Below are 22,749 nucleotides of genomic sequence, written 5' to 3'. Positions count from 1 at the left end.
GAGCAGTTTGACGTCATTGCGAAGCTGCTCGGGGACTTCCTGTCGTGCACTGTCGCGTTCTGCGCTTACCGCTGTCATAGGGACGACTTTACAGAGACCGTGCCTGCACCGATGTCCCAGGGGGCGCATTTCGTCGGTTTTGCCAGAGCGTTAACAATTGTGTATTTCCAGAGCGAATTCACATTGGATCACGCCGCAATTCCCCGGCCCTCCCCCTCGCCCGGCGGCGGCACGCACCGCGGCACTCCCGCGTACCCGCCCCGCACCTACGCGCAAGTAACATGACCCCGGTACTGGTCAGAGCGATAACGACGACTAACCTGGACTGTTATGGCCACCGAAGCCCCTGAACCACTGGCCGCGGCGGAGATCGACATCCACACCACCGCTGGCAAGCTCGCCGACCTGCGACGACGCCGGTATGAGGCGGTCCACGCGGGGTCGGAGCGAGCCGTCGAGAAACAGCACGCCAAAGGCAAGATGACCGCGCGCGAGCGCATCGACGCCCTCCTGGACCCGGGTTCGTTCGTGGAGTTCGACGCCCTGGCCCGACACCGCTCCACCAACTTCGGGCTCGCCGACAAACGCCCCTACGGCGACGGCGTCGTCACCGGGCACGGCACGGTCGAGGGCCGACCCGTCGCCGTGTTCAGCCAGGACGTCACCGTCTTCGGCGGGTCCCTCGGCGAGGTCTACGGCGAGAAGATCACCAAGGTCCTCGACCACGCCCTCACCAACGGCTGCCCCGTCGTGGGCATCAACGAGGGCGGCGGCGCGCGCATCCAGGAGGGCGTCGTCGCACTCGGCCTGTACGCGGAGATCTTCAAGCGCAACACCCACGCCTCCGGAGTCATCCCCCAGATCTCCCTGGTCATGGGGGCCGCCGCCGGAGGGCACGTCTACTCCCCCGCGCTCACCGACTTCGTCGTGATGGTCGACGAGACCTCGCAGATGTTCATCACCGGCCCCGACGTCATCAAGACCGTCACCGGCGAGGACGTCTCCATGGAGGAGCTGGGCGGGGCCCGCGCGCACAACACCAGGTCCGGCGCGGCGCACTACATGGGCGCCGACGAGCAGGACGCCATCGACTACGTCAAGGCCCTGCTCGCGCACCTGCCCGACAACAACCTGGAGGAGGCGCCCGAGCTTCCCCCCGAGAACCCCCGGGGCGACGAACCCGCCGACACCGACCTGGCCCTGGACACGTTCATCCCCGACTCGGCGAACCAGCCCTACGAGATGAAGCGGGTCATCGAGGCGGTCCTGGACGACGGCGACTTCCTCGAAGTGCACCCGATGTTCGCCACCAACATCGTGGTGGGCTTCGGCCGCGTCGACGGGCGGTCCGTGGGCGTGGTCGCCAACCAGCCCATGAGCCTCGCGGGCTGCCTCGACATCGCCGCCGCCGAGAAGGCGGCACGCTTCGTGCGCACCTGCGACGCCTTCAACGTGCCCGTGCTGACCTTCGTGGACGTGCCCGGCTTCCTGCCCGGCACCGACCAGGAGTGGGACGGCATCATCCGGCGCGGCGCCAAACTGCTCTACGCCTACGCCGAGGCCACCGTCCCGCTGGTCACCGTGATCACCCGCAAGGCCTTCGGCGGCGCCTACGACGTGATGGGCTCCAAGCACCTGGGCGCCGACGTCAATCTGGCGTGGCCCACCGCTCAGATCGCGGTCATGGGCGCCCAGGGGGCCGTGAACATCCTGCACCGGCGCACGCTCGCCGCCGCCGACGACGTCGAGGCCGAGCGGGAACGGCTCATCACCGAGTACGAGGACACCCTCCTCAACCCCTACTCCGCGGCCGAGCGCGGGTACGTGGACGGTGTGATCATGCCCTCCGAGACCCGCGACCAGGTGACCAAGGCCCTGAGGGCCCTGCGGAACAAGCGCGAACAGCTTCCGCCCAAGAAGCACGGAAACATCCCGCTGTGAGCGCGCCGAATGACCCGCGCCACCTGACGGTGGTCCGCGGAACCCCCTCCGAGGAGGAGATCGCCGCCCTGACCGCCGTGCTCGCCGCGCGTGCCGCCGCGCGTGCCCGCACGCCAGAGGAGACGGAACGGCCCGCCTCCGGCTGGCGGGACCGCTCACGACTCCTGCGCGCCCCGCTGCGGCCCGGCCCCGGTGCCTGGCGCCTGAGCACGAGGTGAACCCGTGCCACCACCTGAGTTTTCCCGCCGAGCGGACGGCGCGCTCCCGTTCCAGCCACAGCGGAAGGAATTCCCACCGTGCGTAAAGTTCTGATCGCCAACCGCGGCGAGATCGCCGTGCGTATCGCCCGCGCCTGCCGCGACGCCGGACTGGCCAGCGTCGCCGTCTACGCCGAACCCGACCTGGACGCGCTGCACGCCAAGATCGCCGACGAGGCCCACGCCCTAGGCGGCACCACCCCGGCCGAGTCCTACCTGGACATCGCCAAGCTCCTGGACGTGGCCACCCGCACGGGAGCCGACGCCGTCCACCCCGGGTACGGCTTCCTCGCCGAGAACGCCGACTTCGCCCAGGCCGCCATCGACGCCGGGCTCACCTGGATCGGGCCGCCCCCGGCGGCGATCACCGCCCTGGGCGACAAGGTGGCGGCCCGCCACATCGCGCAGAAGGTCGGCGCGCCCCTGGTGGCGGGCACCCCCGATCCGGTCTCCGGGGCCGGGGAGGTCGTCGCGTTCGCTGAGGAGCACGGGCTGCCGATCGCGGTCAAGGCGGCGTTCGGCGGCGGCGGGCGCGGGCTGCGCGTCGCCCACACCATGGACGAGGTCGAGAGCGCCTACGAGTCGGCGGTGCGCGAGGCGATCACCGCCTTCGGGCGTGGTGAGTGCTTCGTGGAGCGCTACCTGGACAGGCCCCGCCACGTGGAGACCCAGTGCCTGGCCGACACCCACGGCAACGTGGTGGTGGTCTCCACTCGCGACTGCTCGCTCCAGCGCCGCCACCAGAAGCTGGTGGAGGAGGCCCCCGCCCCGTTCCTGACCGCAGACCAGACCGAGCGGCTCTACAGCGCTTCCAAGGCCATCCTCGCCGAGGCGGGCTACGTGGGCGCGGGCACGTGTGAATTCCTGGTGGGCACCGACGGCACCATCTCGTTCCTGGAGGTCAACACCCGCCTTCAGGTCGAGCACCCGGTGAGCGAGGAGGTCACCGGCCTCGACCTGGTGCGGGAGATGCTGCGCATCGCCGACGGCGAGGAGCTGGGCTACGGCGACCCGCAGGTCCGCGGCCACTCCTTCGAGTTCCGCGTCAACGCCGAGGACGCGGGACGGGGCTTCATGCCCGCCCCCGGCACCATCACCGAGCTCGCCCTGCCCGGCGGCCCGGGCGTGCGCGTGGACACCGGCTGCGAGGCCGGGTTCACGGTGCCGCAGGCCTTCGACTCCATGGTCGCCAAGCTCATCGTGACCGGGCGGACCCGCACCGAGGCCCTGGAGCGGTCCCGGCGGGCGCTGGCGGAGTTCACGGTGGGCGGCATGCCCACGGTGCTCCCCTTCCACCAGGCCGTGGTGACCGATCCGGCGTTCGCCCCGGCCGACCCGGAGCGCGCGTTCGGCGTGTACACGCGGTGGATCGAGACCGAGTTCGACAACCGGATCGAGCCGTGGTCGGGCGAGAGCGGCGACGCGGAGCCCGAGCAGCGCGAGACGGTCACCGTGGAGGTGGGCGGCAGGCGCATCGACGTGGTGCTGCCCGCGTCCCTGGGCACCGCGACCGCCGCACCTGCGGCCCACCCGGGCGGCCGCAGGAGGCGGGCCGCGCGGCGCGGCGGCGGTGCTGCGGCGGTGGGCGGTGACGCGCTGGTCTCGCCGATGCAGGGCACGGTGGTCACGGTGGTGGCCGACGAGGGCACGGCGGTCGCCGAGGGCGACACCGTGGTCGTGATCGAGGCGATGAAGATGGAACAGCCGCTGAGCGCGCACAAGGCGGGCGTGGTCACCGGGCTGAAGGTCGCCCCGGGCGAGAGCGTGGGCAACGGCGCGGTGGTCTGCGAGGTCAAGGACTCCTAGGGTCCCGTAGTGCCGGAGGGGGAGGGTTCAGCGCGTCCGGGTCAGGTCGATGTCCAGGTGGCCGGGCGCGGCGACCTTGACCCGGTCGCGGTGGACACCGGCGGGCGCGTACCGGCCGGACAGCCGGTCGAGTTCGTAGACGTGCACCGCCGCTCCGTACTCCTCCTGCTCCACCAGCCAGAAGTGGGGGATGCCCGCCCGTGCGTAGAGTTCGGGTTTGCGCTCGTGGTCGCGCAGGTGCGATTCGGGTGACACGATCTCCACGGCGAGGAGTACGGGCTCCGGTCCGACCCAGGTGTCATCCGGTCCATCCGTCTCCTGGTCCCGTGCCAGCATCAGGTCGGGCTCGGGCCGCTGCCTCTCCCCCAGGCGGAGGGTGAACTCGCGATAGACGGTGAGGCCGGGTGGAACCTGGGAGTCCATCTGCTGTTCGAGCAGCTTGAGCATGAGCATGCGGAAGCGTTTCTGGGGGCTCACCAGCACCAGGCTGCCGTCGATGAGTTCGGTATGCGGCGGAAGATCCGGGATCCGGTCGAGATCGTCGGCGGTGAACCCGTCCTGTGGGGGCATCGGCAAGGTCACCTTGTCGAAATCGGAGGCAGGGTCTCCGGCAACGGTGGGAACGGACATGTCGTCGCCTCCGGCCATCGGATCGTCCTCATGACCCATGGTAGCCACCCCTGTCACCCCGTAACGGTGCTTTCCTGGATTGTCTCGTCTCCCCGGTGCCCGGCACGGCCTCCCCGGCCACGCGCCGTATGCTCGGGGTGTGAGACCGCGAACACTGAGGTCACAGCGCCCCCGTCCGGGAACCCCGGGCCCGCGCCGTTCGTCTCTGACGGTGAGGGAGGCGAGAGGAACCACCATGACGCGCCGCTTGGCAACACCCACAGTGCTGACCGCCGGACTCGTGGCGGCGGTGACGGGAACCGCGGCCCTGCCCGCCGCGGCCGACGTCCAGCCCGAACTACCGGACACCCAGGCCATCGTCGACGAACTCGAAGGCGACGGCGTCTACATCGACCCGAGCATCGACCAGATCTCCCCGGCCGACGAGCTCGCCCTGGAGAACGCCGCGTCCGGCTCGGACGTGCCGGTCTACTACGTGATCCTGCCCAGCGGGACCGCCAACTCCAACTCCAGCGTCGACGCCGTCATGGACCCGGTGATGGCCGAGGTGGGCGACGGCGCCTACGGCGTCCTGGCCGGTTCCGACGCCTTCGCCGTCACCTCGCCCAACCTGGACGACCCCGGGGAGATCCGGGAGATCGCCCTGGCCCAGGGCGGCAACCAGATCGACACCCTGGTGGCCGTGCCCGACGCCGTCGAGCAGTCCGAGTCCGATGCCGGTGCCGCCTCCGGCGTGGTCCTGATCGTGCTCCTGGTGGCGCTCGTCGCGGGCGGCGCCTGGTTCGTCCACCGCAGCCGCAAGAAGCGCGCAGCGGAGAAGGCCCAGCAGGTCGCCGAGATCAAGCAGATGGCCACCGAGGACGTCGTGCGGCTCGGCGAGGACGTCGCCAGGCTGGAGATCGACCTCACCGCCGTCGACGAGGCCACACGCGTCGACTACACGCGGGCCATGGACTCCTACGACCAGGCCAAGGCACGCCTGGACACCATCACCGAGCCCGAACAGGTGAAGGCGGTGACCCAGTCACTGGAGGACGGCCGCTACCACATGGCCGCGACCCGGGCCCGGATGAACGGGGAGCCGGTGCCGGAGCGGCGCGGCCCCTGCTTCTTCAACCCGCAGCACGGCCCCTCCGCCGAGGACGTCGTCTGGGCCCCGCCCGGCGGCGCGCCCCGGTCGGTCACCGCGTGCGCGGTGTGCGCGCAGGCCGTGCGCACCGGCGGGCAGCCCGACGTGCGCCTGGTGGAGGTGGACGGCGAGCGGCGCCCCTACTACGACGCGGGCCCGGCCTACTCCCCCTACGCCGGCGGCTACTTCGGCACGGACATGATGATGGGCATGTTCACCGGCATGATGATGGGCTCCATGATGGGGTCGATGATGGGCGGCGGCATGATGGGTGCCGGTGACCTGGGGGACGCGGGCGGCGGCGACTTCGGAGGCGGGGACTTCGGAGGCGACTTCGGCGGCGGGGACTTCGGCGGCTTCGACTTCTGAGCCCCGCGGCGCGCGACCGCGAACACGGGCCCCGGGCACGCTCCCGGGGCCCGCGGCGTCCTCTCCGCCCGCCCGGGGCCGCCGGTGGCTCAGACCCCGGACGCGAAGCGCGCGTGCAGTTCCTCCACCCAGCCGCACACGGCCTCGGCGGTGTCCTCAGGGGCGGCGCGGGTGGTGTCGACCAGGGTCAGCGGGGGCGTGAGGCGGTCGGCCTCGGCCGCGATCCACTCGACGAACTCGCGGTTCTCCGCGATCCGCTCCTCGTCCCAGGCCCGCCAAGCCGGGCGGGCACGCAGGCGGTCGGCGAGCACGTCGGGGTCGCACATCAGCGACAGGTAGTGGATCCGCGCGAACAGCGCCCGCTCGGGAAGCGGCTCCAATTCCGGGGGCATCACCGTGCCGCAGAGCACGACGGGGCGCCCGCTCTGCTGCACCATGGCGGCCGTGCGCAGCCAGGTGGAGCGGAACAGGCGGTGGTGGTCGGCCGGGTCGCGCAGCCCGCCCACCCACAGCAGGTCCTGTTCGAGGACGACGAAGCGGTCCCGGAGCCGTTCGAGCAGCAGGCCCGCGATGGTGGACTTGCCGGTACCGCTGGGGCCCGACACGCAGTACAGCGGCAGGCGGCGGTAGGGGCGCTCCCGGCCGCAGGCGTGGCAGCGCAGGGCGGACGCGCCCGCTCCGGTGTCGGGAACCTCGTTCCACTCACCGCAGCGGGAGCAGATCAGCGGATGCACGGCCGACTCAGTCGAAGAGCTCTTCCAGGAAGCTCTTGCGGCGCTTGCGGTAGCCCTTGGGAGAGTCCGGGTAGCCGCCGCGGTAGCCCTTCGGGGAGTCCGGGTAGCCGCCGCGGAACCCCTTGGGAGAGTCCGGGTAGCCGCCGCGGTAGCCCTTCGGGGAGTCGGGGTAGCCGCCCGGGCGCGGGTACCCCGGCGGGGGCCCCTGCTGGGGGTAGGCGGGTGGGGGGCCCTGGGGGGCGGCGGGCGGAGGGGCAGCGTAGTGGCGCTGCTCGGCAGCCAGGATGCTCTCCAGCTCGCCCCGGTCCAGGAAGATGCCCTGGCAGACATCGCACCGGTCGATGTGGATGCCCTGCCGGTCATAGGTACGCATGGGGCTCTGGCACTTAGGACAAATCACGGGCCCGAGCCTACATGCACCGGTGTCGGATCGGGTTAAGAGTCCGGGGCCGGAATCCGCCGTGACGTGCTTGGCCCCACGCACGGCGGACCCCGCGGCCCCGATCGCCCGCCTACTCCGGGGAGGCCAGCATGAGCGAGCGCGCCGCCTCGGTGACACTGCCCGAGAGCGAGGGGTACACGGCGAAGGTGTGCGCCAGGTCGTCCACCGTCAGGTTCTGCTGAACCGCGACGGACACCGCGAGGATGAGCTCGCTGGCGCGCGGACCGACGATGACACCGCCCAGGACGATGCCGGTGTGCTGTCGGCAGATGAGCTTAACGAAGCCCTCGTTGACCTCGTTCATCTTGGCACGCGGGTTGGTGTTGAGGGGCAGCGTGACCGACCGCCCGTCGATCCGGCCGCTGCGCACGTCGTCCTCGCTGGCGCCGACCGCCGCGAGTTCGGGGTGGGTGAACACAGTGGAGGCCACCGTGGACAGCTTGAGCGGCGACACGGCCTCGCCCAACGCGTGCCACATGGCGATACGGCCCTGCATGGCAGCCACGGAGGCCAGCATGTTGACCCCGGTGCAGTCACCCGCGGCGTACACGCCGGGCACGGTGGTGCGGGAGACCCGGTCGACCTCGACGAACCCGCCCTGCCCCAGCCGGACCCCGGCCTCCTCCAGGCCGATCCCCTCGGTATTGGGGATCATGCCCACGGTCATGAGGCAGTGGGTGCCCTCCACTACGCGCCCGTCGGAGAGGGTCGCCCGGACACCGGTCCCGCTGTTGGTGACCGACTCGGCGCGCGTCCGGTTCAGGATGTTCATGCCACGGCGCGTGAACACCTCCTCCAGCGCCTGGGCCGCGTCGGCGTCCTGCGTGGGCATGACGTGGTCGCGGGAGGAGACGAGCGAGACGTTCGAGCCCAGGGACTGGTAGGCGCTGGCGAACTCGGCCCCGGTGACGCCGGAGCCGACGACGATGAGTTTCTCGGGGAGTTCGTCGAGGTCGTAGAGGTGGCGCCAGGTGAGGATGCGCACGCCGTCGGGCTCGGCGGTGGGGAGTTCACGGGGGTGGGCACCGGTGGCGATGAGGATGACGTCGGCGCGGATGCGCCGCTCCCCCACCGCGACGATGTGCGGGTCGACCAGGCGCGCCTCACCGGCGACGACCTCCACGCCCTCCTTGACCAGCCGGGCCCGGGTGTCCTCGGACTGGGCGAGGGCGAGACGTTTGATGCGCGGGTTGAACGTGTTCGGGTCGACCTCGACCTCGGACTTGCCGTCGGGGCCGCTGGGAACGTTGATGCCCAGGGACTCGGACTCGCGTACGTAGGTCGTCCGAGTGGAGGTGGCGATGAGGCTCTTTGAGGGGACGCAGTCGGTGAGGACGCAGGCGCCGCCGATCCCGTCGCGCTCCACCACGGTCACGTCCGCACCGAGCTGGGCAGCCACCAGCGCCGCCTCGTAGCCCCCGGGTCCGCCACCGATGATCACGACTTTCGTCACGCTGCTTCACTCCCTCTTCGGTCGGCCGCCGCACCCGTCCGGCTCGGGAGTCGGGCGGGGCCGAACACCACCAGGTTCTCGCTCGCACCCATTGTCGTCCATGTCCGCCCGCGGTATCGGCAAGAGCCCCCGCGCACGGGGCGCCGGGCCACCGGATACCTGCGCGGGCCGGACCCGCGACGCGGCCTTCTCACCCGATAATGGGACGAAGGACACACCCGTATCCCCCACACCCTTCCCCGAACGCCGCGCCCATCACCGCGCGCCCACGGCCCCGTCCGTGGTGTCGCACGACCGGCACCGGCGTTCCACCCGTCGGACACACTGCGCCGCTCTTCGGATTGATTCGACTACCCAGGGGTACCATCCGGGGTGTGAGCAACACAGAGCAGGAGCCCCGGACCAGCGAAGAGGCCAAGGACATGGCGTCCGAGGCGGCACGGGAGCTGCTGTCGCGCGCCGGTGCCGACACCTTCGACGCACTGGTGGTGCTCGGCTCGGGGTGGGCGGGCGCTGCGGACTCACTGGGGGCCGTCGACATCGAGTTCGATGTGACGGAGCTGCCCGGCTTCCTCGCTCCGACCGCGCATGGCCACTCCAGCAAGGTGCGGAGCGTGTGGGTCGGCGACAAGCGTGTGGTCGTGTTCATGGGGCGCGTCCACGAGTACGAGACCCATGACCCCATGGCAGCCACCCACGCGGTGCGCACCGGCCTGTCCGCCGGGGCCCGGATCGCGGTCCTGACGGGGTCGGCGGGCTCCCTGCGAGCCGACATCGCCCCCGGCGTCCCGGTGGTGGTGCGCGACCACATCAACCTCACCGCGCGCTCACCGCTGACGGGGGCCAGGTTCGTCGACCTGTCGGAGGCCTACGCCCTGCGGCTGCGTGAGCTCATCGAGGAGGTGGACCCCTCCCTGGCGGAGGGGGTGTACGTGTCCACCATCGGTCCGCAGTTGCAGACCCCGGCCGAACTGGCGCTGCTGCGCCAAGCGGGGGCGGACGTGGTCGGGCGATCGATCGCGATGGAGACCATCGCGGCGGTGGAGATGGGGGCCGAGGTCCTGGGGCTGGCGATCGTCACCAACGACGCCGTGGGGTCGGTCTTCGCGCCCTTCGAGTCCGACCAGGCGCTGGAGGTCGTCACGCAGAGGGCCGGACGGCTGGGCGAACTGCTGAACGGCACGCTCGAACGAGCGTGAGGCGGGCGGGGAAACGGGGCGCCTCCGGCCGTGGTGCAGAGGAACCGGTACCGGCGTGGCGAGCTGTACACCCCGAGGCCTTGGGATGAACGGTACCGGCCGTGACCAGGCCGGAGGCGGCGCTTCCCCGGTGTCCCGCCGTGCGGAATCCCCGCAGATCCCGTTGGACTCACGGACGGGACACCTTTCCTGTATTCAGTTGAACCGCGCGCGCCGCCCTCGGGAGGAGAACCGGACGGACGGACCATCCGCGCGAAGTCCGCCCGCCCGAAGCACTCTCCCTTAGGCATGCCTTACCTAATCAGAAGCGGCGTACGCCGTCAACCCCCGGGCACCGACACGAGGACACCCGCGATCGCGGCGGCCGTCACCGCCAGGACCGCGAACACCTCCACCGGCACCATGGACTGGGGCCGGTCCCCCGTCCCCAGGGCCGCGGGGCCCGCCTCGGCAACGTCCCTGATCGGCCCGCTCAGCGGCCGTGCCTTGCGGTGCTCGGCCTCTCCCCGCAACTCGGCGGCGATCCGGTCCATCGGGCGCTGCGGCGCGTCCCCGGCACCGGCCTCCGGGTCGACCAGGCCCGACGTCCGTCTCAGGTTGTCGCGCACCCGCGACCGCCGGGTCTCCCGCAGCGGCCACGAGCGCACGATCCGGTCCGGGGTGTGCACGCGCAGCACGTCGGTGACGTCCACCCACACCACCGCGGACCACGGCACGAACGTCTCCCGCACCGGGTTGACCACCCGCAGGCCCCGCTCCGTGGCGACCAGGCACGGCCGCAGCCACACCAGGTACACCGCGGCGATGCTCACCACCAGGACCGCACCCGCGATCCACGCGGACCGGCCCCGGCCCGCCAGGAGCACCTCGACCAGCAGCAGGAGCGCGACGGCCGTCCAGAGCGCGGCCATGACCCGAGTGAACGTCACCGCGTAGGTCGTGGAGCCCGGCCGCTCCATCAGGACGTCGCCCACTTCAACTGCGCGAACCCGGGCTTGATCACACCGTTGATCAGCGACAGGCGCTCGTCGAAGGGCAGGAAGGCCGACTTCATCGCGTTCACCGTGAACCACTCCAGGTCGTCCCAGCCGTAGCCGAAGGCGGCACAGAGCTTCGCGAACTCCTCCGACAGGACGACCCCGCTCTGGAGGCGGTTGTCGGTGTTGACCGTGACGCGGAAGCGCAGGTCGCGCAGGAGCCCGATGGGGTGCTCAGCGACCGACGAGGCCGCACCCGTCTGGACGTTGGAGCTGGGGCACATCTCCAGCGGCACCCGCTTGTCCCGCACGTACTGGGCGAGCCGGCCCAGTCGGGGCGGGGCACCCTCCGCCACGGTGATGTCGTCGATGATGCGCACGCCGTGGCCCAGGCGGTCGCACCCGCACCACTGGAGAGCCTCCCAGATGGAGGGCAGGCCGAACGCCTCACCGGCGTGGATGGTGAAGTGGAAGTTCTCCCGGCGCAGGTACTCGAAGGCGTCCAGGTGCCGGGTGGGCGGGTTCCCGGCCTCGGCTCCGGCGATGTCGAACCCGGACACGCCGGCGTCGCGGTAGCGCACCGCGAGTTCGGCGATCTCCGACGAGCGCGCGGCGTGCCGCATGGCCGTGACGAGCTGGCCGGTCCTGATGGCGTGCCCCTGGTCCGCGGCGCGCTTCTGGCCCAGCTCCAGTCCCTCCTGGACGGCCTCCACGACCTCCTCCAGAGTGAGTCCGCCCTCCAGGTGCTGTTCGGGGGCGTAGCGCTGCTCGGCGTAGACCACGCCGTCGGCGGCCAGGTCCTCCACTGCCTCGGCTGCCACGCGCACGAGCGCCCCGCGTGTCTGCATCACCCCGGTGGTGTGGGCGAAGGTCTCCAGGTAGCGCTCCAGGGAACCGGAGTCGGAGGCGTCGCGGAACCACGCACCCAGTCGGTCGGGGTCGTCGGTGGGCAGCCCCGTGTAGCCGGTCTCCCGGGCGAGTTCGACCACGGTGGCCGGGCGCAGGCCGCCGTCGAGGTGGTCGTGCAGCAGGACCTTGGGCGCCCGCCGGATCTGCTCAACAGTGAGTGGCTGGTTCATACACCTCAGAATGCCACCCGGCCGCCGGACTCCGGTGTCACAGTGGCGTCACACGTTCCGGGGAAACCGCTGGCGGGCGGGGCAGCGGCTCAGGCGAGGGCCTCGTCGTCCACCCGGTCCCCGGCACGGCTCCGGTTCCACAGCGCTGTCAGGGCCGTGGTCACCATGAACCGGGTGCCCACGCCGATGGCGCGTTCGTCGACGTCGAAGGTCCCCCGGTGCAGGTCCAGCATGGGCCCCTCCCAGTCGGGCGAGTGGGTGCCCAGGCGGGCCAGGGCCCCGGGGACGTGCTCCAGGTACCAGGCGAAGTCCTCCCCGCCCAGGCTCTGCGGGGTGCCGGCCACCGCGTCGGCACCAAGTGCCGAGGTGGCCGCCTCACGCATCACCTCCACGCTCCCGGCCTCGTTGATCGTGGGCGGGACGCCCCGGCGGTAGGTGACCTCGGCCTCGGCCCCGTAGGGGCCGGCCACCGACTCGACCAGGCCCTTGATGGTCTCGGGTGCCGCATGCCACGCCTCGTCGTCCAGACAGCGCACGGTGCCCTCGGCGACGGCGTCGTCGGGGATGACGTTGGGGGCCGCACCGGCGCTGATCCGCCCCCAGACCAGGCTGAACCCGGCCCGGGGGTCGACGCGGCGGGACAGTGCGGCGGGCAGTTCCGTGACCACCTTGCCCAGGGCGTAGACGAGGTCGGAGGTCAGGTGCGGCCGTGCGGTGTGCCCGCCGGGTCCGGACAGGCGGACCATCACCTGGTCGCACGCCGCGGTGATGCCGCCGGTGCGCAGCCCGACCCGTCCGGCCGTGAGCCGGGGGTCGCAGTGCAGGGCGAAGATGCGCTCCACACCCTTCAGGGCACCATTGTCCACCACCTCGACGGCACCGCCCGGCAGTTCCTCGGCGGGCTGGAAGATGAGCCGCACCCGCCCGGGGAGGGACCCGGCACGGTCCTGCTGGGCGAGGAAGACCGCCGTCGCCAGCAGGACCGTGGTGTGCACGTCGTGACCGCAGGCGTGGGCCGCCCCGGGGACCGTGGAGCGGTAGGGCACGTCCTTCTTCTCATCGGTGAGGGGGAGGGCGTCGATGTCGGCCCTCAGGGCGACCAGTCCCCCGGGGCCGCTGCCGATGTCGCACACCAGGCCAGTGCCCCGGGGCAGGACACGCGGCTCCAGCCCGGCCTCGCGCAGCCGCTCGGCGATCCGTCCGGTCGTCCGGTGCTCGGCGAAGGCGAGTTCGGGGTGCATGTGCAGGTCCCGGCGGAAGCCGGTGAACTCCCTCTCATGGCGCGCCAGAAAAGCGGTCAACTGCTCCGGCAGGTCACGTCCCTGCATGCGGGGGTCCCCTCTTCATTCGCGTATCAGCGTGCACCGGCTCCGCCGCCGATGCCGACCTCTGCGCGCGCGGGGCCGCCGCGGAGCTCGTCGACCAGCATGTCCACGACGTCGTCGAGCGATCCGCCGTCGGCGACGACCGCGCGCTGCCGTTCGTAGGAGGCGCCCTTGTCCAGGGTCTCGGAGACCAGGTCCAGGTCCTCCGCGCAGCCCAGGCGGGCGGCGACGGGACGCAGCTCGCGGACCAGCTCGTAGAGGTCGTCGCGGATCGGAACGGTGGTTCCATGGATATCCGTGATGACACGAGCGTCGAGCCCGTAGCGGGTGGCGCGCCACTTGTTGTCACTCACCAGCCAGGACGGCGGGCTGGGCAGTGCGTACCCGCGGTCGAGCTGGTGGTCGAACGCCTCCACCAGGGTCTGGGAGAGCGCGGCGGCCATGCCCACCTCGCGCAGGGTGGGAATCCCGTCGAACATCCGGATTTCGATGGTGCCGAAATCCGGGTGCGGCCGGATGTCCCACCACACTTCCTTGATAGAGGCGATGGTACCCGCCCGCTGAAGTGTTGCGAGGTATTCCTCGAAAGCAGTCCATCCGGACAGGTTCGGCGGCGGGCCGGCGGTGGGCAGGGCCCCGAAGACGACGGAGCGGGCGGAGGCCAGCCCCGTGTCGTGTCCGCTCCAGAAAGGGCTGGAAGCGCTCAGAGCGAGGAAATGCGGGAGGAACTTCGTGAGCGCGTTGACGATGGGGATGGCCTTCTCCGGGCTGCGCACGCCCACGTGGACGTGGACCCCGCAGGTGAGGATCCGCCGGGCGAGCCACTGCAATTGCTCGATGAGTTCGTCGTAGCGCTTTCCCGGGCTGAAGGACTGGTCGCGCCAGTCATCCATCGGGTGGGTGCCCGAGCAGGTCAGCGTGGTACCGCGCGCTTCGAGGACCGCACGCATCCGGCCGATGCTGCGCTCGAGGTCGAGCTTGGCCTCCTCCACCGTCTCGCAGATGCCGGTGACCACCTCCACCTGCGACTGCATGAGCTCGTGCCGCAGCGGAGGGGTGTCCGTGCGGGCGCTGAGTTCGGGGAGTTCGGAAAGGAGTTCCTCCGCTTCCTGCTTCAGGTGGCGGCTCTGCCGGTCCACGAGTTGGAGTTCCCACTCCACACCGAGTGTCGGGCGTTCGGACGACTTGAATGCGATTCCCATCTGCCCTCCGAGGGGGGTGATCGCCGACTGTCATCGTCGGCAGCCGGTGCGTCCCGATGAAACGTCGAACGGGACAGAGGAGGACTACCCTTCCCGCACCCCGCGCATACGGGTCTCTGTTCCACGAGTGAGTGTTTTTCCTTATATAAGACTAAAAGTCGCTCTTCGCGTATTTAGCCAGCAACGTCGGAGGGCTCGGGCATCGCCGTGTAGGGCGGCGGAACCGGCAGCCACGTCGCGGCCCACGAGGCGCTCAGGACCACGATGCGCATCACGAAGTTGATCCACACCAGCAGCCCCACCAGCACCGCGAACGAGGCGTACAGCGGGTTGCTCAGCGTCCCCGAGAGCAGCATCGCGGCCACGGACTTGAGGATCTCGAAGCCGACGGCACCCAGGAGGGCCCCGTGCCACAGCTCCCGGAGCGGCCGGCCGCTCCCCGAGAGCAGGCGGAAGACCATCGCGAAGATCGCCGTGTTGGCCGCCACCGCGATCACCAGGGCCAGGCCCCGCAGAGCCAGATTGGCCACCAGGGAGCCGTCCAGCCCCACCAGGGACAGCAGGAAGCCGGTGGCCGCCTGCGCCACGCTGGTGAAGGCGACCGTGCACAGCAGCGCCACACCCAGTCCGAGCATGACCAACAGGTCGATGGCCTTGCCCAGCAGGAAGTTCGGGCTGTCCTTGACCTTCCTGAGCCAGACCCTGTGCAGTGCCTGGCGCAGCTCCGACACCGCGTTCAGGCCGGAGTAGAGCAGCCCGAGCACACCGATCAGGCCCGCGCCCAGGCGCGCGTTGGCGATCTCCTCCACGGGAAGCTGGTCGGACAGGCCGGGCAGGATCTGGTCCAGGGCCTCTTCGAGGTAGGAGGTCAGCTCGGCCTGGCCCGCCGCCACGAAACCGACCGCGGCGAAGGCCAGCGCCAGCAGCGGGAAGAACGACAGGAAGGCGTAGTAGGTGACCGCACCGGCCAGCAGGCTGCCGCTGCACTCGGCGTAGCGGCCGAGGGCACGCACGAGGTGGTCGAAGACCGCGTTCCTGTGGCGCAGCGCCCAGAAGGCGTCCATGGACATGTGGTGGTAGCGCCGGGCCGCGGCACGGCCCCGGTCCACAACTGCGGGCATGGCCCCCTTCACTCCACGGTCGCCACTGGTGGGCGCAACACTAGAGGAGAACGGGCGGGAGGGGAACCCGCCACACGCGGCCGTCGGCGCACAGGAGTGGGCTGCGTGTGCCAAGTGAGAACCAAGTGAAAGAGGTCGTCTGTTGGAACGCGCTGTGACCCGGTTGCGTGCCGCGCTGGGCGTACGGTCGGCCGGCCCTCGGGGCACGTGGCCGTCGGCCGCGCCCGGAGCTGACATGCTTCTGGCGGAGTTCGGCGCCCGCTACGGTTCGGCGGCCTCGGGTGTGTGGCACGCGCCGGGCCGCGCGGCGCTCCTCGGCGAGCACACGGCGGCCGTCGGCGGCGCCGCCCTGTACACGGCCCTGCCCTGGGGCGTGACCGCCGCGGTCGACACCTCCCCAGACGGCCGCGTCCGCGTGGCGACGCCGAGAGGGCCGCTGAGACCCCGTGACCCCTCCTTCCGGGCCGTGACCGCGGCGACGGACTCAGCGCGACGCACGGGGCTGTTGGGCAGCGGCCAGGGGCTGCGCGTGCTCCTGGACGGCGACCTGCCCCGGCACGCCTCACTGGGGTACGCGTCGGCCGTGGCCGGAGCGGTCTCGCTCGCGCTCGCCGACCTCACGGGAGGTCCCCCGCCGGAGGGCGCGACCGCCGACGAGCGGGTGGTGCTCACGGCCCGCCCCGGCCACGCGGTCCGTGTGCGGCCCGACACCCTGCGGACGGTGATCCTGCCGTTCGACCTGGCCGGAGAGGGGCTGTGCCTGCTCGTCGTCGACACCGGGGCCCTGCCGCACCGCGATCCGCGGCCCGCGCATACGGCGGCGCTACGGCGTGCCCAGGAGGCCCTGGGACCGCTCCGGTCCGTCCGGGACCCCCGCGCGGCGCTGCGGGAACTGCGTGAGCCCGCGCTGCGCGACCACGCCGGGTGCGCCCTCACGGAGGTGCACCGGCTCAACGCGGCCGTGGGACTGCTGCGCTCCGGACGTGCCGGGGAGACCGGACCCGTACTGGAGTCCTCCCACCTGTCCCTGCGCGGCTGCGGCCTGACCACCGCCGAGGTCGAACTGGCCGCCGAGACCGCCTCCCGCTCCGGAGCCCGGGGCGTACGGGTGTCCGGCTGGGCGGGCACCCTGGTCGCGCTGGCCGCGGAGGAGCGCGTGGAGCCGATCACGGCCGCCCTCACCCGCGCCTTCACCGACCGGGGCCGGGTCCCGCCCCGCGTCCGCTCCGCCCTGCCCTCGGCCGGGGCGCACCGGCTGCGCTGAGCCGCGCGTTCCCGGAAGGTGGCCCGGACCACCGTAGACGAGTGCGAACCCGGCTACAGTTTTCGCGGTCATACACGGGCAGCAGGAACCTTTCGAACCGAGCAGAAGCGCGACGGGTGGGCGGATCGATGACGAACTCACAGAACCGGGGCGGTTCCGGCCCCACCAGCGAACACGACCGGGCGGGCGTGTTCCGCCGCGCGGGTGATCCGGACAAGCCGGACGAGTTCGAGAGGCTCTACCGCCAGCGCGAGTCCGAACGGCGGACCGTGGGGACGGCCCGGCGCATCCCCGAGACCGGGGATGCGCCGCCGATCCGGCCCGAGAGGCGCCGGACCCACAGCTCCGGGACGGTGTACGACGGGACCGGGAGGGGCCGCCGGACCCGGCAGCGGCACAAGAAGCGCTTCCGCAACGTCGCGGCGGGCGTCCTCGTCGTGCTGATCATCCTGCTCACCGTCCCGCCGGCCCTCTTCTACTCCTGGGCTGACAACCGCCTGGTCCGTGTGGACGCCATCACCGACTACGAGGGCCGACCGGAGGACCAGCCGGGCACCACGTACCTGATCGTGGGTTCCGACAGCCGGGACGGGCTCAGCGAGGAGGAGATGGACGAGCTGGCCACCGGGTACGCGCAGGGCCGCCGGACCGACTCGATTATGCTGCTCTACCTCCCCGAGGGCGACGCCTCCCCCACCATCGTCAGCATCCCGCGCGACTCCTACGTTCCGATGGCCATCCCCGGGTACGCGGACAACAAGATCAACACCGCGTTCGCCGACGCCGTCTGCGGGACCGACGACGCCGGCGAGGAGGTCTGCGGTGGCCCTGGGCCGCTGGTGGAGACCTTCGAGCGCGCCTCCGGGGTGCACGTGGACCACTACGTCGAGATCGGCATGGGCGGGTTCGTGGACCTGGTGGACGCGGTCGGCGGCGTGGAGCTGTGCCCCGAGCAGGCCATGCAGGACCCCAAGGCCGGGCTGGACATCGAGGCCGGCTGCCAGATGATGGACGGCGGCACTGCGCTGGGCTACGTGCGCACGCGCGCCACCCCCCGCGCCGACCTGGACCGCATCCAGCGGCAGCGGGAGTTCTTCGCCGAGCTGGTCCAGACGGCCACCGAGCCGTCGACGCTGTTCAACCCGTTCCGGGTGATGCCGCTGGTGACGGCGGGCACGGACACCTTCATCGTCGACGACGACGTCCACCTGCGGCACCTGGCCACGATGGTGCTGGCGATGCGCGGCGGGACGCAGACCACCTCCGTGCCGGTGGGCTCGACCCCCACCCTGGACGGGGTGGGCTCCGTGGTCGTCTGGGACGAGGTCCGTTCCGAGGAGATGTTCACCGCCATCCGCGCGGGCGAGCCCGTCCCGGAGAGCGCCATGCAGGACTGAACCCGGCCCGTCTGTCCGACAGGCCACGGGTGCAAGCAGCGCGAGCGGCGTACCGGCCCCCGCGGGAGGAGTCGCTGCCGAGGCCAGGAACGAGCACGGCGGCAGCGACGACGGAGAGGCCGGTCCTGCGCGCCGTGAGCGACGTTGCGAGCCCGCGGGAAACCACAGAAACGAAGGGCCCGCCGCGCGAGGCGACGGGCCCTTCTTCGTGACGTTCCGTACTGTGCGCGCCTACCCCCCAGCGGGCGCACGGACGGCACGTCGGCTTCTGGGGCCGGAGGGGGTTCACACCCACTCTGGCCTGCCGGTTCGCACCGGCGCGTCTCCACAATAGGTCAAACTTCGCGAAAGGTGCGAATTACAGCTACGTGTCCTACGTCGCATCAGGAGTCCGACCTGCGTGTCCGACACCCCCATACTCGCACCGGTGCCCCCTGTGTGTGCGCCGAACACGGAAAACACACCGGGGAAAATGATCGCGAACGTCGCTCGAACCACCACGAAAGCCGTGTTCAGCGCATCGGATCCGAGTTCTCCGACCGGGAGACGACGACGTCCGGGCCTCCGCGAGGGACACCCGGACGTGATCGGCCTCACCTACGATCAGAGTTACGCGAGGCGCTTGGACAGGTTCTCGTCCAGGGCCTCAAGGAACTGCTCGGTGGTCAGCCACTCCTGGTCGCCGCCGACCAGCAGAGCGAGGTCCTTGGTCATCTGACCGCCTTCGACGGTCTTGACGACGACGTCCTCCAGCGTGGTGGCGAACTCGGCCAGCTTCGGCGTGTTGTCCAGCTTGGCGCGGTGCTCCAGGCCACGGGTCCACGCGAAGATCGACGCGATCGGGTTCGTGGAGGTGGGCTTGCCCTGCTGGTGCTGGCGGTAGTGGCGGGTCACCGTGCCGTGCGCGGCCTCGGCCTCGACCGTGCGTCCGTCGGCGGTACGCAGGACCGAGGTCATCAGTCCCAGCGAACCGAAGCCCTGGGCGACGGTGTCGGACTGCACGTCACCGTCGTAGTTCTTGCAGGCCCAGACGTAGCCGCCCTCCCACTTGAGCGCGGCGGCGACCATGTCGTCGATCAGGCGGTGCTCGTAGGTCAGGCCGGTGGCCTCGAACCTCTCCTTGAACTCGGTGTCGTAGATCTCCTGGAACACGTCCTTGAACATGCCGTCGTAGGCCTTGAGGATCGTGTTCTTGGTGGAGAGGTACACCGGGTAGTTGCGGTCCAGACCGTAGTTCAGGCTGGCGCGCGCGAAGTCCTCGATGGACCGGCGGAAGTTGTACATCCCCATGGCGACGCCGCCGCCCTCGGGAAAGTTCGCGACCTCGAATTCGACCGGCTCGCCGCCGTCGGTCGGGGTGTAGGTCATGGTCACCGTGCCGGGGCCGGGCACCTTGAAGTCGGTGGCCTTGTACTGGTCACCGTGGGCGTGGCGGCCGATGATGACCGGCTTGGTCCAGCCCGGGACCAGACGCGGCACGTTCTCGCAGATGATCGGCTCGCGGAAGACGACGCCGCCCAGGATGTTGCGGATGGTGCCGTTGGGCGACCGCCACATCTTCTTCAGGCCGAACTCCTCGACCCGGGCCTCGTCGGGGGTGATGGTCGCGCACTTGACGCCGACGCCGTGCTCCTTGATGGCGTTGGCGGAGTCCACCGTGACCTGGTCGTCGGTGCGGTCGCGCTCCTCGATGCCCAGGTCGTAGTACTTGAGGTCGATGTCGAGATAGGGAAGGATCAGGCGGTCCTTGATGAAGGACCAGATGATCCGGGTCATCTCGTCGCCGTCGAGTTCGACTACGGGGTTCTCGACCTTGATCTTGGCCATGGCTGTGCGGCTGTCCCTTCAGTCTGCGCTCCCGCCTCGCTGCGAGGAACCGGCCACAGGTTCGTGGCCCTGGCCGGCCCCGCCCGCTCGGCGATCCCCTGATCCCGCCCGGTGTCCGTGCACTCCGGGAGGCGGTCGCTGTCGGTGTCGCGGTATCTCGACGTCAAGCTTATTCGACGCCTAGTCGGAGAGTTGCGGCGCCACCCACGCCAGCACCATCAACATGACCGCCATCCCGACCAGCGTGGCGAGATCGACCCAGCGGCGTCGGACGGCGAGCAGTCCGATCCACTCCCTGGGCAGGACCGACCGGAAGAGCGCGGCCAGCACAAGCGCCCCGGCGATGATCGTCGGCCCCCGTTTGAAGTGGGCGGCGGCCACCACCACGATCCCCGCGGCCAGGGCCGACAGCACCAGCGCGTAGGGGGTCTGGACCAGCCAGAAGGGGGGCTCCGGTCCGTCGTGCGGCCCGTCCGGGGGGCTGTCCTCCGAGCGTTCGCCGTACTCGGGGCCGCCCCGCTCCTCGACCGGCTCCTCCTCGTCCCTGTCCGCCAACTCCGTCCGTCCCTTGTCCACCGCGTATCGACCCGTCCGGTTGAGAGATCAGTCTCGGCCGCAGCACGGCCCGGTCAGCACCCGTGTCCGAGAGCCGGCCGGACGCCCTCGGGTGCTCAGGAGAGGACGTCGGGCCTTCAAGCGTGGGTGAGACCCGCCCATTCTATTGAGCCGGCTTCCCCGATCCCGGCAGAAACAGAAACGGCCCTGCCGTAGACCAACAACTCTGACGACCGTTACCACCGTCCTGTTCGACGCCACACCCGTGATTCCCGTGCCGGAGCCGCCTAACTCGGGGGGAGGGGCGTAGAACGCCCGCGGCACGGGTAGCCAGAGACGAGACGAGTGCAAAGGCGAGCGAGGACCCCACCCCTATGAAGCCCACTCAGAGCGCAGAACGAGCAGTCTCCACTCGACAGCCGCCCCGCCCCCGCCGCCACCCGCACATCCACCGGCCGCGCCACACCACCAGTCCGGGAGGAGCCACTGTGGACGGGCCCCATCTCCGGGTCGAAGAGACCGGTGACCTCCACCAGATCACCGGTGAGGTGACCACCGTCGGACGCGGCAAGGGCGCCGACATCCGCCTCGCAGACCGCAGCGTCTCCCTGCTGCACGCCGAACTCGTCCGCCGCGGCCCCTACGTGTACGTCGTCGACCTGGGCCTGTCGCGCAACGGCACACGCGTCAACGGCAGACCCGTCGCCCGCCGGGTGCTCGAAGAGGACGACGTGGTGACCTTCGGCACCGCGCGCTGCCGCGTGGCCGGCCTGCACCGGGAGCAGATCAGCCCCGACATCGAACTCCGCCGCGGCGCGGCACCCGAGCTCACCCGTCGCGAACTCGACGTGCTCTCCGCCCTGTGCCAGCCCGCGCTGTCGGAGGAGGCCTTCGTCGCACCGGCCACGGCCCGCGACATCGCCGAGGACCTCGTCGTCACGGAGGCCGCGGTCAAGCAGCACCTCCTGCGGCTGTACCAGAAGTTCCGCATACCCGAAGGGCAGAACCGCCGAACCCGGCTGGCCAACGAGGTCGTCGCGCTCGGCCTGGTCCGGCCGACACCGGCCGGGGAGCCGGCGCGCGAGGCGAGCTGACGGCCCCCGCTGCGCTCTCTGCGTCCTCACGGGCCCGGACGGTGCTCACCCGTGGTGGTTGACGGGCGGTGGCGCCCCGGCACCACCGCCCGTGTCTCACGCGGCCAGGCGCTCGGCCCGCTCCACGACGTTGACCAGCAGCATGGCCCGGGTCATCGGGCCCACACCACCAGGGTTGGGGGACAGGAACCCGGCCGTCTCGGCGACGTCGGGCCGCACGTCGCCCACCAGGCCGTCCCCGGTGCGCGAGACGCCCACGTCCAGCACCGCCGCACCCGGGCGGACCATGTCCTTGGTGATGAGTCCGGGTACGCCGGCCCCGGCGACGATGACGTCGGCACGGCGGGTGTGCTCGGCGAGGTCACGCGTACCGGTGTGGCACAGGGTGACCGTGGCGTTCTCCGTCCGGCGGGTCAGCAGCAGGCCCAGGGGGCGGCCCACCGTCACACCACGGCCCACCACGACCACCTCGGCACCCTTGAGCGGCACGTCGTAGCGGCGCAGCAGCTCCACGATGCCGCGCGGCGTGCACGGCAGCGGGGCGTCCTGCATGAGCACCAGCTTGCCCAGGTTGGAGGGCTGGAGGCCGTCGGCGTCCTTGTCCGGGTCGATGAGGCCCAGCACCCGGTTCTCGTCCAGCCCCCGGGGCAGGGGCAACTGGACGATGTAGCCGGTGCAGTCCGGGTTCGCGTTCAACTCACGCACCGCCCGCTCCACGTCCTCCTGGGCTGCGTCGGCGGGCAGGTCGCGGCGGATACTGGCGATCCCCACCTGCGCGCAGTCGCGGTGCTTGCCCCGGACGTAGGAGTGGCTGCCCGGGTCGTCGCCGACCAGGACCGTGCCCAGGCCGGGGACGACCCCCTTGGCCTTGAGCTTGGCCACCCGCTCGGCCAGGTCGCCGCGGATGGCCTTCGCGACGGCCTTGCCGTCGAGAATCGTCGCGCTCAT

At 71.0% G+C, this 22,749-nt stretch carries 20 protein-coding genes; 8 read left to right on the top strand and 12 right to left on the bottom strand.

Going from position 1 to position 22,749, the window contains the following annotated elements; all coding sequences use genetic code 11:
• Nucleotides 1-330: 330 nt before the first annotated feature.
• The 3 genes from B042_RS0105280 (at nt 331) to B042_RS0105270 (ending at nt 4,004) form a co-directional block, all read left to right on the top strand.
• A complete protein-coding gene (locus tag B042_RS0105280) occupies nt 331-1,941 on the top strand; it encodes an acyl-CoA carboxylase subunit beta (protein WP_028647387.1) in 1,611 nt (536 codons plus the stop codon).
• Complete coding sequence (locus tag B042_RS0105275; RefSeq protein WP_028647386.1) at nt 1,938-2,159, top strand: acyl-CoA carboxylase subunit epsilon; 222 nt, start codon at nt 1,938-1,940, stop codon at nt 2,157-2,159. Before B042_RS0105280 ends, B042_RS0105275 begins: the two co-directional genes overlap by 4 nt.
• 78 nt (nt 2,160-2,237) lie before the next feature.
• Entirely contained in the window at nt 2,238-4,004 is a 1,767-nt protein-coding gene (locus B042_RS0105270) for a biotin carboxylase N-terminal domain-containing protein (RefSeq protein WP_028647385.1), read from the top strand.
• A gap of 27 nt (nt 4,005-4,031) precedes the next feature.
• On the opposite strand, the gene B042_RS0105265 is transcribed toward B042_RS0105270, so the two are convergent.
• Nucleotides 4,032-4,673, bottom strand: a complete 642-nt coding sequence (locus B042_RS0105265; protein ID WP_197024174.1) for a Uma2 family endonuclease — start codon at nt 4,671-4,673, stop codon at nt 4,032-4,034.
• Nucleotides 4,674-4,896: 223 nt separating this feature from the next.
• Here B042_RS0105265 and B042_RS0105260 point away from each other — a divergent pair, with 223 nt between their 5' ends.
• Nucleotides 4,897-6,132 carry a hypothetical protein gene (locus B042_RS0105260; protein WP_028647383.1) on the top strand — a complete coding sequence of 412 codons (1,236 nt, stop codon included), beginning with the start codon at nt 4,897-4,899 and terminating at the stop codon, nt 6,130-6,132.
• 89 nt (nt 6,133-6,221) lie between these two features.
• Here the strand turns inward: B042_RS0105260 and B042_RS0105255 are convergent, their stop codons facing one another.
• The 3 genes from B042_RS0105255 to B042_RS0105245 form a co-directional block, all read right to left on the bottom strand.
• Nucleotides 6,222-6,866, bottom strand: a complete 645-nt coding sequence (locus tag B042_RS0105255) for an AAA family ATPase (RefSeq protein WP_028647382.1) — start codon at nt 6,864-6,866, stop codon at nt 6,222-6,224.
• Nucleotides 6,867-6,873: 7 nt separating this feature from the next.
• Nucleotides 6,874-7,266, bottom strand: coding sequence for a zf-TFIIB domain-containing protein (locus B042_RS0105250; RefSeq protein WP_081748603.1), 393 nt, complete (start codon nt 7,264-7,266; stop codon nt 6,874-6,876).
• Between the two features lie 112 nt (nt 7,267-7,378).
• Nucleotides 7,379-8,761, bottom strand: a complete 1,383-nt coding sequence (locus B042_RS0105245) for an NAD(P)H-quinone dehydrogenase (protein WP_028647380.1) — start codon at nt 8,759-8,761, stop codon at nt 7,379-7,381.
• A gap of 374 nt (nt 8,762-9,135) precedes the next feature.
• Here B042_RS0105245 and B042_RS0105240 point away from each other — a divergent pair, with 374 nt between their 5' ends.
• On the top strand, nt 9,136-9,960 hold the full coding sequence (locus tag B042_RS0105240; protein ID WP_028647379.1) for a purine-nucleoside phosphorylase: 825 nt from the start codon (nt 9,136-9,138) through the stop codon (nt 9,958-9,960).
• Nucleotides 9,961-10,280: 320 nt separating this feature from the next.
• On the opposite strand, the gene B042_RS0105235 is transcribed toward B042_RS0105240, so the two are convergent.
• From B042_RS0105235 to B042_RS22010, 5 genes are all read right to left on the bottom strand, one after another.
• The gene (locus B042_RS0105235; protein WP_028647378.1) at nt 10,281-10,934 is read right to left on the bottom strand and encodes a PH domain-containing protein; all 654 of its coding nucleotides are present in this window, start codon (nt 10,932-10,934) and stop codon (nt 10,281-10,283) included.
• The gene (locus B042_RS0105230) at nt 10,919-12,016 is read right to left on the bottom strand and encodes an adenosine deaminase (protein ID WP_028647377.1); all 1,098 of its coding nucleotides are present in this window, start codon (nt 12,014-12,016) and stop codon (nt 10,919-10,921) included. The genes B042_RS0105235 and B042_RS0105230 overlap by 16 nt, the downstream gene beginning before the upstream one ends.
• Nucleotides 12,017-12,105: 89 nt before the next feature.
• Nucleotides 12,106-13,344: a M20 family metallopeptidase gene (locus B042_RS0105225; RefSeq protein ID WP_028647376.1), complete on the bottom strand. Its 1,239-nt coding sequence runs from the start codon at nt 13,342-13,344 to the stop codon at nt 12,106-12,108.
• A 26-nt stretch (nt 13,345-13,370) separates the two neighbouring features.
• Nucleotides 13,371-14,543 carry a glutamate--cysteine ligase gene (locus tag B042_RS0105220; RefSeq protein WP_028647375.1) on the bottom strand — a complete coding sequence of 391 codons (1,173 nt, stop codon included), beginning with the start codon at nt 14,541-14,543 and terminating at the stop codon, nt 13,371-13,373.
• A gap of 173 nt (nt 14,544-14,716) precedes the next feature.
• Complete coding sequence (locus B042_RS22010; protein WP_081748602.1) at nt 14,717-15,664, bottom strand: YihY/virulence factor BrkB family protein; 948 nt, start codon at nt 15,662-15,664, stop codon at nt 14,717-14,719.
• A gap of 142 nt (nt 15,665-15,806) precedes the next feature.
• Here B042_RS22010 and B042_RS0105210 point away from each other — a divergent pair, with 142 nt between their 5' ends.
• Nucleotides 15,807-16,928 (top strand): galactokinase family protein, encoded by a 1,122-nt coding sequence (locus tag B042_RS0105210; RefSeq protein ID WP_036553941.1) that lies wholly within the window; start codon nt 15,807-15,809, stop codon nt 16,926-16,928.
• Between the two features lie 128 nt (nt 16,929-17,056).
• A complete protein-coding gene (locus tag B042_RS0105205) occupies nt 17,057-18,325 on the top strand; it encodes an LCP family protein (RefSeq protein WP_028647373.1) in 1,269 nt (422 codons plus the stop codon).
• 609 nt (nt 18,326-18,934) lie between these two features.
• Here B042_RS0105205 and B042_RS0105200 read toward each other — a convergent pair.
• Nucleotides 18,935-20,152 (bottom strand): NADP-dependent isocitrate dehydrogenase, encoded by a 1,218-nt coding sequence (locus B042_RS0105200; protein WP_028647372.1) that lies wholly within the window; start codon nt 20,150-20,152, stop codon nt 18,935-18,937.
• Nucleotides 20,153-20,332: 180 nt separating this feature from the next.
• Nucleotides 20,333-20,728, bottom strand: a complete 396-nt coding sequence (locus B042_RS0105195) for a DUF3017 domain-containing protein (protein WP_028647371.1) — start codon at nt 20,726-20,728, stop codon at nt 20,333-20,335.
• Between the two features lie 467 nt (nt 20,729-21,195).
• Between B042_RS0105195 and B042_RS0105190 the strand changes: the two genes are divergently transcribed.
• Nucleotides 21,196-21,801, top strand: coding sequence for an FHA domain-containing protein (locus B042_RS0105190; RefSeq protein WP_028647370.1), 606 nt, complete (start codon nt 21,196-21,198; stop codon nt 21,799-21,801).
• Between the two features lie 96 nt (nt 21,802-21,897).
• Here B042_RS0105190 and B042_RS0105185 read toward each other — a convergent pair whose 3' ends face one another.
• The gene (locus B042_RS0105185; RefSeq protein ID WP_028647369.1) at nt 21,898-22,749 is read right to left on the bottom strand and encodes a bifunctional methylenetetrahydrofolate dehydrogenase/methenyltetrahydrofolate cyclohydrolase; all 852 of its coding nucleotides are present in this window, start codon (nt 22,747-22,749) and stop codon (nt 21,898-21,900) included.

This window comes from Nocardiopsis sp. CNT312, assembly GCF_000515115.1.
Lineage (GTDB): Bacteria > Actinomycetota > Actinomycetes > Streptosporangiales > Streptosporangiaceae > Nocardiopsis.
This window is presented reverse-complemented; position numbering and strand designations above follow the sequence as displayed.

Coding starts and splice junctions, on each gene's coding strand:
- B042_RS0105185 (WP_028647369.1), bottom strand. CDS start 22,749: ATGAGCGCGACGATTCTCGACGGCAAGGCCGTCGCGAAGGCCATCCGC.
- B042_RS0105200 (WP_028647372.1), bottom strand. CDS start 20,152: ATGGCCAAGATCAAGGTCGAGAACCCCGTAGTCGAACTCGACGGCGAC.
- B042_RS0105280 (WP_028647387.1), top strand. CDS start 331: ATGGCCACCGAAGCCCCTGAACCACTGGCCGCGGCGGAGATCGACATC.
- B042_RS0105220 (WP_028647375.1), bottom strand. CDS start 14,543: ATGGGAATCGCATTCAAGTCGTCCGAACGCCCGACACTCGGTGTGGAG.
- B042_RS0105205 (WP_028647373.1), top strand. CDS start 17,057: ATGACGAACTCACAGAACCGGGGCGGTTCCGGCCCCACCAGCGAACAC.
- B042_RS22010 (WP_081748602.1), bottom strand. CDS start 15,664: ATGCCCGCAGTTGTGGACCGGGGCCGTGCCGCGGCCCGGCGCTACCAC.
- B042_RS0105225 (WP_028647376.1), bottom strand. CDS start 13,344: ATGCAGGGACGTGACCTGCCGGAGCAGTTGACCGCTTTTCTGGCGCGC.
- B042_RS0105230 (WP_028647377.1), bottom strand. CDS start 12,016: ATGAACCAGCCACTCACTGTTGAGCAGATCCGGCGGGCGCCCAAGGTC.
- B042_RS0105265 (WP_197024174.1), bottom strand. CDS start 4,673: ATGGGTCATGAGGACGATCCGATGGCCGGAGGCGACGACATGTCCGTT.